Raw genomic sequence first — 16,450 nt, 5'->3', positions numbered from 1 at the left:
CTGACTATCGACCACACCCCGACCGGGGGCCGACTGCTCAGCCCCAGACCGGTTCACATCGCCCACTTCCAGCAACCCGCACAGATGCGGCTGGCTACTGTCTTCTCCATCAACTGGCTGGCCGAGGCGGGATTTGGGACAGATACACCAGTTACTATCGCTGTTGAGCAGGGGCAACTGGTGATCCGGCTTGCGACTGAGTGACAAAAAAGATCCCGGCAATTTTGCCGGGATCTCTAAGGTTATTTGCTTAATAGTTCATTCAGATGCCTCAGAGCATCAAGTAAATCAGGATCATCTGGAGAAATAGATTCATTTCTGAACAAAGCAACAGCATATATCTGCTCTAATACGAACCAATATTCATGGAAATCGTTTTTCCACTGAATATCTACCGACTGTAGACAAAATAATAAACCTTCTAAATTATCAATCAGTTTTTTAAGAGTAACTTTCCCTGATTCAAAAAGGGACAATGTTTCTTTCATCAGAGAGATCTGGCGTTCATCGTACTCACTGATATTCATATCTGACAGTAAAATCATTGTTTTATCCTTCCAAAGTCGACAGTTACGACTGTGCCAGTTTTGGTATCAGCAATAACGGTTATATTGTTCTTACTGTCATAATAAGCTGTTGTACCGGGTCGTTTACCTTGTCTCGCATTTTCTGGTCGTATTGCATTTTCCACAGTAGTAGGCGTTATATCCTGCTTCTGCATACGGTCTAATGAGTGCCCAGAGTAGTCACGATTTCCTATCATTACTGGCTTATTCTGACCATCTATAATATTTAGCGGATTACCTTTTGAGCCAGTGGGCGTTTTTGCGGAGATCTCATTACTAGCTCTGTCGACTGACTTGCATAAAAAAACCGGCGCTATGGCCGGGCCTCATTACATGAACCACTCATGAGCGACTGTGCTGAAGCTCACCACAGCCTCTAACATGAGCCAGTTACGGCGACGGGAAGATGGGTTTTCACAGCGTAAAAACAAAGATCCCGGCTAATCAGCCGGGATCTTGCTAGTTCAGGTTATTTTTCTTTTCTTCGTAGTCCTGTAGGTACTTTTCTATGGGGTAGGCTGTTCCAAGCTCATGTATTTCACCAGTATCTTTATCAATTATGAACGGCGAATTCCCTGCGAGTTGAGCGGAAAACTCTCCAGTCTCAAGATATTCGCGGGATTGAAAGCAAAAAAACCATCCTTCTGCAAAACGTCCCTGAAGCGTAATAACTACAGGAATATCTGCATCTTTCAGATAATTTGTCGCTTTTTCTACTGCCTCATCAAAATTAATCATCAGTTCGTTCTTAATAATTGGAATGATTTAAACTGGCTAAGATCGGCAGGTTTACCGGTTTGTCCATCAAGGAATCGGATCGTACCATTTTGGTTTACAACATTAAATACGTGCCCAGGCTGGCCTGGGCCATATGAGCCAAAAACAATCCCCCTCGACCCAGAACCTGCATCTGCCATTTGCTGCATAATATTTTCAGACGAAGATACGTATTTGAATTTGTTACCATATTGTTTTTCCAAAACGGTCAAGGGAATACCATTTTGATGATTGACAGGCAAAGCCGATGCAGGATTTCCAGCCAACGTAGCATCTGTGGCAACAGAGCAGTTCACACAATTATGTGTGCGGCCTGGCTCAGGATACCCTGGATTCACATTTTTAATTGAGCCAGCACTTTCAGAAACAGCCAAATACGCTTTAGCCAGAACATACTGCACCAGCTTCGCTTCACTGGTCGGCATACCGCTAGCTATGATTTCCGCGGCTTTCGTCGGCGTCATCGTTTCATTCGACGTCAACGCACTGACCGGCACCCCGAAGAACTCACCCCAAGCGGTCAACAGACCTTTAACCGCATCTTGGCCTTCCGGCATATCTCCTTTAGCCGCTTTCGCTAAAGCTTCAGATATCTGATCTACTCCTGCGCCATCCCTAAGCATCTGCGCACCGAGTGAACTCTGAGACATGCCGTACTGCTGCATCCCCAGACTCAGCGCATTTTTCTCCACAACAACTTTATCCGGCGTGAACTTCTCCACCGGACACAGCAATGCCAGACGCGGTGCGCCTTCCGAAGACGTCTTCGCCCAGTACTCACTTCCCGGCCAGGTAAAATTCCCTGATACGCACTTTTCACCCACGGACGCACACGCCCCGGTACTGAGTACCAGAGCCAGCAACAGCATAAGCAGGGAGGAGAGGATTTTAATGCGCGGCAGTAAACGGTGCCGTCAGCCGCTGGTAATCCCCTGATTTTGTTTTCTGACCACCATCATTACCCGAACCTGTAGCGGGGCCGCTGCTTGCTGTGGCTCCGCTACAGGTTGGCCGGGCGCGGGCTAGCGAGGCCCGTATGTTGCACTGCTGCCAGACCGGGGTTTGATTTTGCATGACCACACACAACCGGGGCGGGTTGCGGAAGCTGACCGACACGGGAACGAGCAACGCAGTGCGAGCCGTGACGGGCAGACGCAGCCGGGCGGGCATGAACGCTTTAAGCGGAGGTCAACGGCCGACCACCCTTTGAGGTGTTTGCTGAGGATTGCCGCTGAGGCCAGGACAGACGAGGAGCCGCCACGGACGGCGGCGACTGCGATGCTGAAGAACGATTACTGAAGCCCACAGCAGAGGCGCAGCCTGTGCGCCACACCGCACTAAGATGCCAACACCGGCGGCCAGCCGCTCACCTATAGATAAAGGCTATCGTCGTAGGGCGATTCAATCAGAATTTTTTGAATTTCATGTCGTGCTTCTGGTTCCCATGCTGAATTCAGATTCGCCATTAATTCAATGAATTTTGGAAAAGCAATGCGTCTTCCATCTCTGCCTTTCACCCTGTGCTCTAACTCATATTGGAATGCTGTTTTATAAGCAAGCGCTGACATGATCCAATAAAGTAGTTCATCTAACGATCTAGTAACTTTCCTCGAGAATTCATAGCCTTTTTCTGAATAAATATAATTATATACATTATTTTCAAATGTAATATATGGAGTGCCATCACCAATAGGAGCGGTACAAAGATTAACCGAAAATCCTGGGAGACCAGCGTCTAAAATCATCTCGTCAACTTTTTTTGTATTTCATCTATATTGAGTAGCATATCAGTGAACCTCACGAATATATCCATTCTTCAAGAGCCATTCCACATTCACTCGCTCTTGCATATTAGGTAATATTTGGATGCCGCCACCTGGCTCACCAAAAGCGGGGGCAATTTTTCCTTGTATAGCAGGTAAAGGTTTTATTACCTCATATTCATAGTATTTTTCAGCTTTGGCACCCGGCGCAAGAGCACGTTGTTCGTAAGGTGTTCCTTTTGGTGCAAGGAAAGAACCATTAGGCTCTCCATATCTATCCAAGTGAGTGCCTACCGGAATTTTAGTTTTGACAGGATCTCCTTCAAATCCCAAATTCTTAGGCCAATCCCAACCACCATTAGCATTCTTGAACCTGTCGTAGTAAGAATAACCTCCGGCTTCATTATCTGTGACTCCGCTCGAAGAATTAGGGTTCTTAGGAATACTTTCTTTGGTCACATCTTTGGCCAAAGAACTAATCTTATTTGCGGCGGCGACTCCCAGCATAGGAGCTATAGATGCAGCAACAATCTTCATCCCGTCATATGTTGATACGTATTGCTCCGCTGTCGCCTTGTCAATCCCAAGTTGCACCATGGCATAGTTCACCATCGCATCCTTCACCTGCTGCTGATTCTGGGCATCAACACTGGTGATATTCAGCAGGTTCACTATCTGGCCGTAAGCATCCGCGTACTGCTGGCTAACCTTCGAGTTGTATGACCCGGTTTCGTACTCACCTTTGGCCGCGATAACTTCCAGTCTCGCACTCGCACAGGCCGCGCTTCCTGCGCCACCGTTGCCGCATGCCTCGATAACCTTCTGGTCACGACTGATGTCCTTCTCTCGCAGGTCATTGATTTGCTGCTGCGCTTTCTCCCTTTCTGCCGGATTTTTGCTGTTGAGTTTCTGCTTCGCCAGCTCAAGCTCTGTCTTTTAAGACACGCTCAGATAGTTATTCTCCACCGCATTTTCCCCGGCCTGCGCCCCCGCAACGGCGTCTGCCGTGCTGTCTCCTGCCAGGCCGCCCACCAGGCCCTGTATCGCCGCTGTCGCCGCCTGCAGCCCAACTGCAGATCGCTGCCGGTGCCGTACTTCGCCATCCCGGCTCTATAGGTTTCAGTCTTTTACAAGCTCACCTGAATCAGTGCGTGACTTCATACGTCTGATGGCCTCTTTTTTAACCATCGGATCAGCCGGGTTAATTACAGGAGAGTTGAGCCAGATTTTATTGCGCCGGGCATTTTTTCCCGCACTGGATTTATGCAACGGCGTTGACACTATGGTTCGGGGTTTATAAGCCTGCCGCATCATTTTGATTTGCACTTCCGGTATCAGCTCACCACGACCTATACGCGCCAGTGTATTAGCCCGACAGTTATCTCTGTGGGAATTGCTAGCCAGAGCTTGCTGCCAAGGAATATTCCAACGATCACGATATTCAAATGTGGACATCTGATGGGATTTTCTAATATGCGGAGCCAAAAAATCAAAAAACTTCCCACACTCAAGACACTGAATTTTATCTAACGATTTTTTCATTTTCCTACTTCCTTGTACCCCCATCGCTGTGCGCGTTCTTTCTGTGACCTGTTTAAAGCTTCTGGATACATAAGTTGAGAAAGTTATTAGCAAATTATAGATATCATCTACGATTCTAATCATTTGAAAAAAAGCCCCTAAACTTTGGGGGCGAATCTTATCGAATTTTAAAAAACCAAAGTAAAAAGCCAGAGACAAATCCAACTCCTGCCATTTTTAAATAGTAGGTTACATTGGACTTAATTAATTCAATAACATCCCCACCACCATTAACCCAATATCCTAAGATATGGAAAATAAAGCTTATAAGAAAAAGTATAAGAGCAAAGGAACAAGAAAGATAAATTAATATAAAAAAAGACTCATTCCTTCTCATTATTTCCTCCTGAATTTTTCAAATAAGCCTCAACACCTTTATTAAAGGCTTCTAAAGCAGAAGAACCACCCAGGTTACCAGCAACAGAAGGAACAGAACTCTGCGGCAACGTGCAGGCCCGTCACAGCGAGCATTTATCTGTGATTTTTTAAGTATTAGATTTTACGTGCCCAGTTCTGACACACGTTATAACGCAAAAAAGACGGACTATTTCCTGTTTACGCTGTTATTTTTCCACACCTTTAGCTCATTAATTATGATGATAATATCGTCCTTACTGGTCAGGAACTTTGCCTTAGTTGTATAACCGACAGCCCGGTCATAGGCAAAATAAGGTGTGTTATCATTAACATCTGGACTCATAAACAAGTAAAAATCCGTATTTCCTACGGAAGTATCAGAGCCATTATCTGACAGGTTCTTCTGAACTTGATCTAATGTTTTTATCCGTTGCTCATAAGGTTCGTTAGCCCATTGCTCGAACATGATCAGTTTTTGTATGGTTTCATCGTAATTTTCTGAGGTGATCATTGGAAACCCTACAAAGAAACTTCCCATGTTAATTAGATAGCGGATATATCTCCCTTTTCGGTCTACCGTCACGAAGTAATTTGCTGATGAAGTGTAATACGGCGTATTGTTCATTTTATAGACTAAGGAGCTTGCTGAGCTATGATACCGGTCAAAACCGTCTAACTGTAGTTTTAGGTTTTCAACGATAACGCAACCTGACAAAGATAGTATGGACAGCGCCAGTACCCCCCTGTAAAGCTCTTTTTAAATTCATACAACGTCCCTTTTGTATTTTCTGAAAATTAGTTAGAAATGAACCCTGAAGTACGGTAGTTGACCATTCTGCAGGCAGTTGAAAAGTTAGCTCTTTGAACCTGTGGGTTTTATCTTCCCCGATTAGTTATCCTTCCTTTTTATTGTTACTCTAATCCAGAGACCTATTCCTAAAATAACACCTCCTATATAACCTGTTTCATAAAAAGATGAAAAAAATCTTTCCACTTAAACAAAAAAATAGATTTTTCAAAGTAAGAAACAACAGATACTAAAAAAACCGACACAACATCAAACATAAAAAAAGAAAAAGAGAACTTAATATCATTTTAAATAAATTTAACAAGCTACTTACTGGCATTAGCTTCTTCCTTTCCATCAAGATTACCTTTTAATGCAGAGCCTGTTTTTTCGCTAATGTAGCTACCACCAACCGCACCTGTTAGATCAGCAACACTTTATTTTCCAACAGTTGCAGCGGTTCCTTTTATTATTGCGCCTCCGATACCACCTACAACAGTACCGACTTCAGCTCCTGTCACTGAATTTACTGAGTCTTCTCCCTTAATGGCATTACCAATTGCGGCACCACCCATAAATATTCCTGCTGATTCCCTAAGACATTACTGAACTTCAGGACTATAGCGTTGTGCGCCAGCGCCTGATTTCTTCCGTAAAAATCATTTAACAACTTACTATGGCACTTTACGCATAACACCACGGGGCAAAAAAACGTGACCATATCAACCCAATGAATACCCAATAGTCAATTACTGACTATTGGGCCTTTTTCATTCCAATAGACTTTTTTATTCTTTTTTCCTGTAATTTTGCTTTTACCCAAAGACCCATACCTAAGAATAAACCAGCAACGCATCCCTTAGTTAATGAAATGTACAAAGCACCCCTCCATTTAAATAACCATTCGCCATCGATAAAAGAAAAATACAATGACACTCCTGGTTGACCTATAAAGAGGATTAACGATATTAAAATTGCACAGTAGCCAATCAGAAATAAAAGCCATGAAACACCTACTTTTCTAAATATTTTCATTCTGTTTTACCTCTTTTATCCAATTCACTCTTTACAGCACTTCCAGTGACTTCTAAAGCAGCAGATCCTGCAACTGAACTAATAACATCTTTTGTCACTTGATCAGTAATGGGCGATAATGCATCAACAACTTTGCCACCAATGCTTCCTGCTACACTACCCAAGCCAGCACCGCGCATTTTTACAACACCGTTCTGTCTGTCATTTGATTGAATTTGGATTTAGACGGGGCAGAAGATCGAGGTGATCACCATGTCGAGACAGCTCATTATCCGATTGACGGATAACTGACTGATAAAAATCCCGGCTCATATTGTCGGGATATTTATTCAGGCCCTTGCCATAACAGCTTGACTCTTAAACCATCAGGTACCATTTTAAACAATAACTTTATATATTCTAAGTGCTGATTATAATTAGGTGATACATCTTCGCTACATTTTTCAAAGTAATATTTAGCTTGGTTATTTAAAAACCATAAATCATGCTCAACAAAATCTGGGATAAGTAGCGTATGCGTCAGGTTATGCACCAGCTCAGCTTCAAAATAGCATGATGTATCTCGGCCTTTCTCTCTCTTATCCAATAACTGGATATTTCTGATGTAAGGCAGGGAAAGAGATAGCATTTTCACATATATCTCATTCTTTTTCATACACATAACACTCTCCATTAGATCATCACTTCCTTGTCGGCATAGGTTTAGCCCCTACTGGAGCGTTCGTTGTCTGAGTCCATGAGCCGTTTTGCAGTAATTTATCTACGTAAGATTTATCTCCTGTCTTTTTGAATATTTCCTGAGCTGCTACCATCCGATGGTTACCTTCAGATATGTAGTAACTCCCCTTACTATCTATATATCCAGCGATACGACCTTCAGGAGCATTAAATCTATAATTCCCTGACGTCATATCATTTTTTATCTGATCTACTTGCTGAGGGTTTCTTAGTCCGGTTTGCATACTCTTTATACCAGTTGATACTCCGCCGTGAGCTATATTCGAAACGGTTGTCTTAGCAAGTTTAAGAAGGTCTTTGCCCAGTATTCCCAGTGATGCCACTGCTGACTGGTTCACAGGATTTGATGCAAACGCCGCGAAACTCGTCCAGCCAGGGCTGTTTACATCAATATTAGTCAGATCCTGACCGTTCCACTGCTGAACGTAGGCTTTCGCCTCATCGCTGGTCATCACGTCCACGCCAGGGAGACCTCCCAGCCAGCCCGGACGTTCAGTCATATCAACACCGCCCTGTGCCAGCTCTTTATCAACCAACACGGCTTCCAATGGGTTATCTTTCAGTTTCTGGTCGGTTTCTGCGGTTTGCTTCTCGCTGACCTGCTTCCATTTATTAATAATCGACTGACAGTCACCACCTGATTTCCGGCAGTCCGACAGCTCCTTATCGAAAATCAGCGCCTGACTGGCGCTCAGATAGTTATTTTCAACAGTCGTCTTACCGGCCTGAGCCCCCGCAGCTGCATCCGCCGTACTTCCGCCAGCCAGTCCACTCGCCAGGCCAGCTGCCAAGGTCGCCAGCGCGCTTACCGTCTGCTTCTCGGTTTCGCTCAGTTCGCTGACAGGTTTGCCGTAAGCATTTACGGCTATCATGCCGACCATCTCCGCCGTCGCGGCACCGCCCGCACCAACGAGAGCATTATTCCCCTGAGCCGCTGCCAGTGCGGCATTTACCGCTGCATGGGCCAGTACTTTACCCGCATCATCCAGCCCGCTGTGGCCGATAACATTGGCAATATACGGCGCAGAGGCCCCGGCCAGTGCTTTACTGATGTCACCACCTGCAAGTCCCTGAACCGCCGCTGTCGCCGCCTGGATAGCCTGCTGAACCTTAGCGCCGGTGCCTAAGCCGCTGTCGGTAAGGGCCTGGTTATAGAAGTTCTGGTACGCCTGGCCGCTGATGTCGTCCGCCGTTGGCGTATTGCCGGGGTTGGCTTTACGCCAGTCATCCTTTGCCGCCTGCAGCTGCTCCGGCGTCACGTCCTTCATTTTATCCGTTGCTGTTTTCGATGCTTCAATCTGTCCCTGCGTGCGGGCAATATCGCCTACCTGATTACCAATCTCGCCAATCAGCTGCGCTTCTTTCAGCCGGTTCTGCTCTTTTTCCTTATCGAAGATTTGTCCCAGCCCCGGACTGGCGTTCTCCACGTCGCGGCTCAGGTCGGCCACGTCCTGTTTCTGCGCGTGCTGGTCGCGGATAACAATCGTGCCGTCCGATACCGCCGCTTTGGTGGTGCTGTCCGCGCTGCCCGCGTTGTTCGCGCCGGTCAGCAGGCCGTTGGCCATGTTCCCGGCAAACTGGCTGCCGATGCTGCCGCCGGTGCTGATGCCCACGCTCTGATGCTCGGTTTTAAACGCCGCGCTGTTGTGGATGTCGCTGAAGCCCAGCGTGCCGGTGTCGAGCCGGTTCAGGGCAGCATCAGCGGTCGAGCCGATAACCGCGCCGTTGAGCTGAGTGTGGCCGCCCACCGTGATGTCGAAGCCGCCTTTGCCCGCCAGCAGGCCGGTCTGCTCCTGCACCGATGTGTAGTCGCTGCGCATCTTGTCTTTGCTCATGTTGATGCTGGCCGAGCCGGTCATCGAGCCAAAGCTGAAGCTCGCGCCCGCGCTGGTGTTTTTCTGCTGCGCGTCATAGGTCGCGCTGTCCTGTTCACTGGTTAGCGTCAGGTCGCGACCCACGTCAGCTTTGATGGATTCGCCGCTGACCTGTGCGCCGGTGAGGGTGGTATCACGTCCGCTCACCAGCGTCACGCGGTTACCGGCCGTGACCTGCGTTTCAGTGTGGCTCAGGCTGTCGCTGTTCTCATGGCCGCTGCCCTTGTTGATGCTCGCTGAAACGTTGATGCCGCCGCCGCCCGAACCGCCGCCAAAGCCAATGCCCAGCGAGCCGCCGCTCGACGAGTTGGTGCCGCGCGAGCGCTCGGTTTCCTGACTGGAGGTGAGGTTGATGTCGCGGCTGGCGTTAAGCAGCACGTCATTACCCGCCTGCAGCTGGCTACCCTGAACGTTAATGTCGCCGCTGCTGGCTATGACGTTCAGGCTATTACCGGCGGTGAGCGTGCTGCCCTGATGCGTTTTCTGTGTCAGGTTAGTTTCAGACTTCGACTGCTGACTGCCGTAAGAGAGGCTGACACCAATCGCGTTATCGCTGCTGACCGCACCCGGCTGGGTCGCCTGCGCCGCCTGCACACCGGAAAGGGCGGCCTGTACGCCTTTCAGCGCCTGAAGCCTGCCGTTGCTCTCGTCGCGGGCGTCTTTCGCGCTGGTTACCGCCGTATTCAGCGCGCTGCCCGCCACGCCGGAGAGCGCCAGCGTCAGGCCACTCTGTTTCGTTTCATAGGTATCACGCTGACTCAGCCCCTGTTCGGCGGCGCTGACCGTGACGTTTTTTCCGACCAGTGACAGATCTTTACCGGCGATGGCATCTGAGCCGTGTACCCGCAGGTCGTTGCCTGCCTGCATCGTCAGGTTGCCCAGCACGCTGCCCACCGTGCTGCCACGCACGCTGTCAGTATGCGTCGTTGTCGTGGATTTCTGTGCTGTGCTGCCGTAGCTGACGCCGATGCCGCCGGTACCGGACAGGCCCGATTTATTCTCCTGGATCATGCGCGACTCATCACGCTGCTCAGCGGCGGTAGTAACGGTCAGATTATTGCCCGCTGCCAGCCGCACATCTTGCGTACCGACTACATCGCTGCCCTTAACCAGCAGGTCGTGACCGGCCAGCAACTGCACGCTGTCGCCAGAAAGCGAACTGCCTACCGTCGTACGTGCATCAATCGTGGTGTGTGTCTCACGGATGGTTTTTGATGCGATGCCGCTGCTGCCGCTGGCTTTAGTATGCTCATCCATCTGCGTGCGGGATTCGCCGCCGACAATGCGCAGATCGTTGACCGCGCTCAGTGCCAGCTTGCCACCTGCGTTGATGTCTGCCGCCGTCGCCAGCAGATTATTGCCTGCTGCCAGGCCCACGTTGCCTTTACTGACAATCTCCGTTCCCCGCTGCGTGGATGACGACTGATGCAGCCAGTTGTCGCTGTCGAAATTGAGATTATCGCGACTACTGGTGGTGACGGCGTTCAGGTTCAGATCGCGTCCGGCGATAATAGCCGTGTTGCCATTTTCGCTGCTGTTAACCACCTGCGCGGCGGTCAGGTTGATGTCGCGTCCGGCCTGCAGCGCCAGCGTGCCATCGCCTTTATCCACGTAAATACCGGCGATACGATCGAGGCGGGTGCGGGCAAAGTTGCCGTCGGCGCTTTCCGCCGTGCGGGTAGCGGTGATGACATTAATGTCACGTCCGGCCAGCGCCGCCAGCGCAGAGCTGCCTTTTAGTACGCCACCGAAATTGTTGATGTCGGTGCGCGCTTGCAGGCCGGTGCTGTCGCCCTGAATCAGTCCGCCGAGATTATTAATATTTTCTGCCACCACCAGCGTGTCAACGCGCGCATTGATGCGTCCACTGTTGTTCAAATCGCCGCTCAGGTTCAGGCTGACGTTTTTCCCGGCCAGCAGCGCGCCGCTGCCGTCAAGGTCGCCAGATTGCACTTTGGCAAACAGCTGCGGCACCAGCACCTGCCGCTGACTGCCGTCCGGCAGGGTGACGGTCTGCGTCACCAGCCACACCATGTCGCCGGTCATCAGGCTCATCTGCCCGGCGGTCAGCGTCATACCCGGTGCCAGATTCAGTTGCTGACCAAAGGCGATCCCGGCATCCATCAGCGCTTTGTACTGCGTCTGATCGCTGTCGTAGCCCTCCAGATAGCGCTGGCCGGTCAGGGCAATAACCTGCTGGCGGATAAGATTCTGCTCGTAATAGGCGTCGCCCAGGCGTTTGTGCACGTTGTCAGGATTGGCCTCGAACGCCTGCATCATGTAGTCGGAACCGAGCCACTTCTGCGCGTTGGTGAAGCGCGGATCGGTTTCAACCAGGTAATCGCTGCCAGTCGGATTCGTTTTGTACAGGCTGTTATCCGGCAGGCGCGTGTTCGGGCCCTGGGTGCGGATCACGCTGCCCGCCGCATCGCCATTCGCAGCGGTATTCACCGGTACTTCAAAGGTTTTACCCGGCGGCAGCAAAACCGCGTTACCGGGATTAAACGCTGCGCCTGCGCTGAGATCGCCCAGCGAGATATCGGCCACGCTACCGCCCGTCCGGTTATCAATCACCAGACCGCTTCCGTCAATTTTCTGATGCTCTTCAAGGGTGCTGGGTTTTAAGGTGATGTTCTGGATAACGGTGGGCGGAATGTAATCCGCCGTACTTTTGCCCTGACTGTCGCCACCTTTGTCGTGGATGCGCCAGTAGTGGAAAGCCTTGCCAGCGTCACTGATGTGCCGTTCTCCGGCCACCTCCACGTTGTCGAGCGTGGCGGCGTTTATCACCAGATTATTTCCGGCAATGATCTGGCTCTTGTCGTTCAGCACGTTGCCAGCATTAATCGTCAGATTGCCGCCAGCGATAATCCGCGCCGGGTCGCTGGTTTTAATCCGCGTTTCATCAACGGTGCGTTCGTACTCGTAGCGATACCAGTTGTCGTTTTTATCGTTTTGTCGCCATGGATAATCAGGCGTCATCACGAAGTCGACCTCATCATGCTCAAAACTCACCTCATCGCGACCGTAGCGATTGGCATTGCCGGAGACCTGATATTCCTCGATGTTTTCCCGCGACACTTCGACGATCTCGGTTTCAAAATGGTCATTGATATTGTTCAGACTACCGACGTTAAGCAGCATATCTCCCGCGGATTCGAGGGTGGCGCTGTGGTTATTAACGGTTCCGGCCTGTCCGGTGGCGTGCCCGTTAGCGTCGATGGCACCGCCAACGCGCATCGCGCCGTCGCTGTAAATCATCGCGTGGTCGCGGTTATTGAGTGTTCCCACGCCGAGATCCAGGCGCTGACGTGCTGCGATGGTGGCTGTGATGCCGTTCTCCGCAAGGTTATTGAGCGTACCCGCCTGAATGCTGAGAAAATCGCCGTAGATGCGCCCGGTGCCGATATTGCTGACAGTATGTCCGTTCAGCCGGGTGGAATAGCCGTCGATCAGGCCGTAATTGGTCAGCGTGTTACTGGTGTCGAGAATTGTGCTGTAACCGCTGAGTTCAGCGTCCTGCAGGTTAACCAGATTGGCGGCGCTGACGTGCAGCGTCTCACCGGCCTGAATCAGTTTCTCATTGCGGATGTCGTCATGGCTCACGAGCGTCAGATTGCCGTTGGCCTGCAGGTTGCCCTGATTGGTGAAGCTGTTCACCAGCGTCACCGCCATATTTCCGGCGGACTGCAGTGCACCGCGCAGGTTGGTCAGCGCGCCGGCAACGAGAGAGAAATCGCCTTTGCTGGCGAGCATGCCGTCGGTGTTATCGAGGGAAGTGTTATCCAGTGCCAGGTTGTTGCCGGAAATGACCTGGCCTTCACGGTTGCTTACATCGCCGCTGCGCAGGATAAAATCGCCTTGAGCGCTAATCAGGCCGCGGGCATTGTTGAAGGCGTTGCCCTGCGTATTCCAGTCAAGAACGCCGCCGGACTGTAGGGTACCTTGCTGGTTATTGACTGACTGCGTTTGTGCGGTGATGCCGTTCAGCCCGGTGATTTGCCCGAACTGATTTAGCAGCTGTCCGGACGCAAGGTTGATGGCACCGGATGCCAGCAACGCGCCGCGCTGGTTATCCAGCTCACCTGTAGCCAGAAGCATATCGCCCTGGCTGATAAGGCCACCGCTGTCACCACTATTTGTATTGCTCAGCCGCTGGCCGTGGGTGTCGATACTCAGCGCCGCACCGCTCTGAATCAGGCCACCGTTATCGTTTTGCAGCCGTTGCGTGTTAAGTGTTAAATCACCGACCGCACCGATTTGTCCCTGGCGATTATTCAGATTTGCTGTGGCAAGCGTTGCCGCGCCGCTGCTCATGATCAGCCCGTTGCTATTAAGCAGGTCGTTGCTACGCAGCAGCAGCGACTGTCCGGCAACCAGATTTCCCTGCTGATTATCCATATCGCCTGCCGTGATGCTCAGCGCGGTCTGCGCCGCCAGTAGACCATATTGATTACGAATATCGCCGCTGAACAGGCTCATATTCTGTGCGTTGATGATGCCATTGCGGTTATCCAACAGGCCGAAACGGAGCGTCAGTGAACCGAGCGCGATAACGCCGCCGTCAGTACCGCTGTCGCGGTTGATGAAGGCGTTGCCCTGCGTATCAATGCGCACATCGCCAAGGCTTTGCAGCAGTCCGGCGGTGTTATCGAATGAACCGCTGCTGATGCTGAGTTGTTCAGCAGCGGCAATCACGCCACGCTGATTGTTCACTGCGCCACTGCCAAGCTGCAGTGTGGTGTTTGCGGCGGTGAGCAGCCCGTCGTTGTTGTTCAGACCGTCACTGGTCACCGACAGTGTCTGACCGGCATTGATTTTGCCCGTGCTGTTGTTCAGTCTCTGGCTGGTCAGTTGTGTGTTGCCCGCAACGGCGCTGATGGCACCCCCAGCGTTATCTATCGCCCCGGCGAGAACGATAAGGTTCTGGCTCGCCGCCAGCGTGCCGCTGCGGTTATCCAGCGTCTCCGCGATGGTTGTATTCAGCGAACCGGAACCGGCGGCAATGACGTGTCCGTGCTGGTTATTCAGCGCACCGGCGTTCAGGTACACGTCACCGTTCCCGGCAATTTTTCCGTCGCTGTTATCCAGCGACGAGGCGACGTTAATATTCATTGCGCTATTGCCGCTTTGCACCATCTCACCCTGACGATGAGAAAGGGTGTTCGCATCAATACTGATCTGCGCAGCGGCGGTGGTCGCGCCGTCAAGATTGAGCGTATCGCCGCGCAGCTGCAGCCCGCTGTTGGTGATAAGGCTACTCTGGCTGCCGTTCAGCGTGGCGGCATAAATATTCAGCTCACCGCTGCCCGCGTGCTGAATTTTGCCTAAGCCGTTATCCAGCAACTCGGTGTGCAGCGTCAGGTTGTCGCCGTTGCTGGCAATCGTGCCGCTGCTGTTGTCGATACCTGCTGCGTGCGACAGCAGCAGATCGGTTTGATCTAACTGATTAAGCACGCCCTGGCGGTTGGAGAGAAGTGGGGCGCTTAACGCCAGCTTGCCCGCCTGGATTTTGCCGCCGTCATTGTTAATACGCATGCTGCTGCTGGCTCGCAGGTTGCTCTTTGCCTCAACCGTGGCGCTGCGGGTGCTGATATCTCCCGTGCTGGCGCTCAGATTAATGTTGTTGGCGTAAGTCTGGCTGCCGCTGAGATCGACCGCTGTACCCTGAGCATTCAGATTACCCGCCACGAGGTGACGACCCTTGCTGGCGAGTTGCCCATGCGTGGTCAGGCTCAAATCGCCTTGTGCCCCCAGCGCGCCATCGGAGGTCATACCTGCGGCAAGGACGCCGCTGCTGGCATTATTAAGTGACCCTGCCTGAATGCGGTTATTGCCCGCAGATGCCATTACGCCCTGATTAATTACCTCGCCAGCGGCCTGAACCTGACCGTCGCGCTGAGCGTAAACCGTGCCGCTGTTGCGAATATCGGCCTGGCTTGCCAGCACAATATCCTGCGCGCCGTTGATGCTGCCGCTGTTCTCAATGCGACCGTTGCTGGAAAGCGTAAAGTTGCCCGCCGTCGCGCCCAGCGAACCGGCGTTGCGCACGCCGACGCCCTGTTCGGTGCCAATCAGACGGATTTTACTGGCGTACATGCCGCCCAGCGCCGCCACGTCCAGCGCCACCTGTGGACGACTGGCCGCATCAGTCTGGCCTGCCGTCAGCGTTTCATGCGTCGCGTCCACCTGATTAAGACCGGTAGTGACCCTGAGATCGTTGGCCCAGACGCCGGCATTCACCTTAACCGTGCGGGCAATGATGTCTGTGTAATCCTGACCGCGTGAATCTAGCCCTTTGCCGTTAATGACAACTTCGCCGCTGCTGACCTGATAACCGGTCAGGTTACCGTTATTGACCTGCACCTGACCGGTGGTCAGCGTCGCGCGGTTGGCGTTGATGAAGCCACAGCCGTCACAGGTGATACCGGACGGATTGGCGATCACCACCTGCGCTTTTCTACCGGCGACTTCCACGTAGCCATTGAGCTGGCTGGGAGTGCGTGAATTCACCTCATTGAGGATCACGCTGGCCTCGCCGCGTGCCAGCCACGGGTTGCCGCTGACCATGCCGCCAAGCTGAGTATTAGTGTTGCCGTGTGAGTTGTTGAGGATCACGCCCTTCTGATCAACATCAAACTGGTTGTAGTTATTGCGCGATACGCCGCCCGCGCTGGGCGTCTGAATGTTTACCTGCGGCGTGCCGTTGGACGCGCTGACAACGGTGGGCTGCTGGTTTCCCGGTGCCTGGCTGTTAGCAACAATCTGCGCCTGTGCAGGCAATACGGTAACGCAGCCCAGCGCGCTCAGCAGGGCGAAGCGCAGCGCTGATAGCGCACATATCCGGTTGGAAGTCTGCTGCATCCGGCGCGCACGCGCCTGTTTGCCCTGACCGCTGCGGGCGATATCGGCAACTACCATCAGCATGCCGCGCGCTTTGTTGAAAATGATGCGATAGAGAAGTTTGTTCAT

General features: G+C 51.6%; 12 protein-coding genes and 3 pseudogenes. 1 reads left to right on the top strand and 14 read right to left on the bottom strand.

What is annotated here, in order from left to right; all coding sequences use genetic code 11:
* The first annotated feature begins 84 nt into the window (after nt 1-84).
* Nucleotides 85-204, top strand: a complete 120-nt coding sequence (locus KQP84_RS14210; protein ID WP_215847005.1) for a SymE family type I addiction module toxin — start codon at nt 85-87, stop codon at nt 202-204.
* Between the two features lie 38 nt (nt 205-242).
* On the opposite strand, the gene KQP84_RS14205 is transcribed toward KQP84_RS14210, so the two are convergent.
* The 14 genes and pseudogenes from KQP84_RS14205 to KQP84_RS14150 all read right to left on the bottom strand — a co-directional run bounded on the left by KQP84_RS14205 (nt 243) and on the right by KQP84_RS14150 (nt 16,450).
* Nucleotides 243-545 (bottom strand): hypothetical protein, encoded by a 303-nt coding sequence (locus KQP84_RS14205; protein ID WP_215847004.1) that lies wholly within the window; start codon nt 543-545, stop codon nt 243-245.
* 480 nt (nt 546-1,025) lie between these two features.
* Nucleotides 1,026-1,304, bottom strand: a complete 279-nt coding sequence (locus tag KQP84_RS14200; protein ID WP_215847003.1) for a YrhB domain-containing protein — start codon at nt 1,302-1,304, stop codon at nt 1,026-1,028.
* Nucleotides 1,304-2,167 carry a toxin glutamine deamidase domain-containing protein gene (locus KQP84_RS14195; protein ID WP_243078115.1) on the bottom strand — a complete coding sequence of 288 codons (864 nt, stop codon included), beginning with the start codon at nt 2,165-2,167 and terminating at the stop codon, nt 1,304-1,306. Before KQP84_RS14195 ends, KQP84_RS14200 begins: the two co-directional genes overlap by 1 nt.
* Before the next feature lie 546 nt (nt 2,168-2,713).
* A pseudogene (locus KQP84_RS14190) lies at nt 2,714-3,129 on the bottom strand (immunity 63 family protein).
* 1 nt (nt 3,130) lies between these two features.
* Nucleotides 3,131-3,346 (bottom strand): annotated as a pseudogene (locus KQP84_RS26205) (TNT domain-containing protein); the annotation flags it as partial.
* A 242-nt stretch (nt 3,347-3,588) separates the two neighbouring features.
* Nucleotides 3,589-4,144: pseudogene (locus KQP84_RS26200) on the bottom strand (VENN motif pre-toxin domain-containing protein); the annotation flags it as partial.
* Between the two features lie 81 nt (nt 4,145-4,225).
* Nucleotides 4,226-4,846, bottom strand: coding sequence for a MucR family transcriptional regulator (locus KQP84_RS14180; RefSeq protein WP_215847001.1), 621 nt, complete (start codon nt 4,844-4,846; stop codon nt 4,226-4,228).
* A gap of 164 nt (nt 4,847-5,010) precedes the next feature.
* On the bottom strand, nt 5,011-5,133 hold the full coding sequence (locus tag KQP84_RS25800) for a hypothetical protein (RefSeq protein WP_256449276.1): 123 nt from the start codon (nt 5,131-5,133) through the stop codon (nt 5,011-5,013).
* Nucleotides 5,134-5,231: 98 nt separating this feature from the next.
* The gene (locus tag KQP84_RS14175) at nt 5,232-5,627 is read right to left on the bottom strand and encodes a hypothetical protein (RefSeq protein ID WP_215847000.1); all 396 of its coding nucleotides are present in this window, start codon (nt 5,625-5,627) and stop codon (nt 5,232-5,234) included.
* 641 nt (nt 5,628-6,268) lie between these two features.
* Nucleotides 6,269-6,406, bottom strand: a complete 138-nt coding sequence (locus tag KQP84_RS14170) for a hypothetical protein (protein ID WP_215846999.1) — start codon at nt 6,404-6,406, stop codon at nt 6,269-6,271.
* Nucleotides 6,407-6,587: 181 nt separating this feature from the next.
* Nucleotides 6,588-6,866 carry a hypothetical protein gene (locus KQP84_RS14165; protein ID WP_215846998.1) on the bottom strand — a complete coding sequence of 93 codons (279 nt, stop codon included), beginning with the start codon at nt 6,864-6,866 and terminating at the stop codon, nt 6,588-6,590.
* Nucleotides 6,863-7,045, bottom strand: a complete 183-nt coding sequence (locus KQP84_RS14160) for a hypothetical protein (RefSeq protein ID WP_215846997.1) — start codon at nt 7,043-7,045, stop codon at nt 6,863-6,865. Before KQP84_RS14160 ends, KQP84_RS14165 begins: the two co-directional genes overlap by 4 nt.
* A gap of 146 nt (nt 7,046-7,191) precedes the next feature.
* Entirely contained in the window at nt 7,192-7,521 is a 330-nt protein-coding gene (locus KQP84_RS14155) for a zinc ABC transporter substrate-binding protein (RefSeq protein ID WP_215846996.1), read from the bottom strand.
* A gap of 25 nt (nt 7,522-7,546) precedes the next feature.
* Complete coding sequence (locus KQP84_RS14150) at nt 7,547-16,450, bottom strand: hemagglutinin repeat-containing protein (protein WP_215846995.1); 8,904 nt, start codon at nt 16,448-16,450, stop codon at nt 7,547-7,549.

The organism is Candidatus Pantoea bituminis (genome assembly GCF_018842675.1).
GTDB lineage: Bacteria > Pseudomonadota > Gammaproteobacteria > Enterobacterales > Enterobacteriaceae > Pantoea > Pantoea phytostimulans.
This window is presented reverse-complemented; position numbering and strand designations above follow the sequence as displayed.

What these genes read in the sequence shown, in the direction of transcription:
- KQP84_RS14160 (WP_215846997.1), bottom strand. Translation starts at nt 7,045, where the DNA reads ATGCGCGGTGCTGGCTTGGGTAGTGTAGCAGGAAGCATTGGTGGCAAA.
- KQP84_RS14200 (WP_215847003.1), bottom strand. Translation starts at nt 1,304, where the DNA reads ATGATTAATTTTGATGAGGCAGTAGAAAAAGCGACAAATTATCTGAAA.
- KQP84_RS14165 (WP_215846998.1), bottom strand. Translation starts at nt 6,866, where the DNA reads ATGAAAATATTTAGAAAAGTAGGTGTTTCATGGCTTTTATTTCTGATT.
- KQP84_RS14170 (WP_215846999.1), bottom strand. Translation starts at nt 6,406, where the DNA reads ATGGGTGGTGCCGCAATTGGTAATGCCATTAAGGGAGAAGACTCAGTA.
- KQP84_RS14205 (WP_215847004.1), bottom strand. Translation starts at nt 545, where the DNA reads ATGATTTTACTGTCAGATATGAATATCAGTGAGTACGATGAACGCCAG.
- KQP84_RS14210 (WP_215847005.1), top strand. Translation starts at nt 85, where the DNA reads ATGCGGCTGGCTACTGTCTTCTCCATCAACTGGCTGGCCGAGGCGGGA.
- KQP84_RS14155 (WP_215846996.1), bottom strand. Translation starts at nt 7,521, where the DNA reads ATGAAAAAGAATGAGATATATGTGAAAATGCTATCTCTTTCCCTGCCT.
- KQP84_RS14150 (WP_215846995.1), bottom strand. Translation starts at nt 16,450, where the DNA reads ATGAACAAACTTCTCTATCGCATCATTTTCAACAAAGCGCGCGGCATG.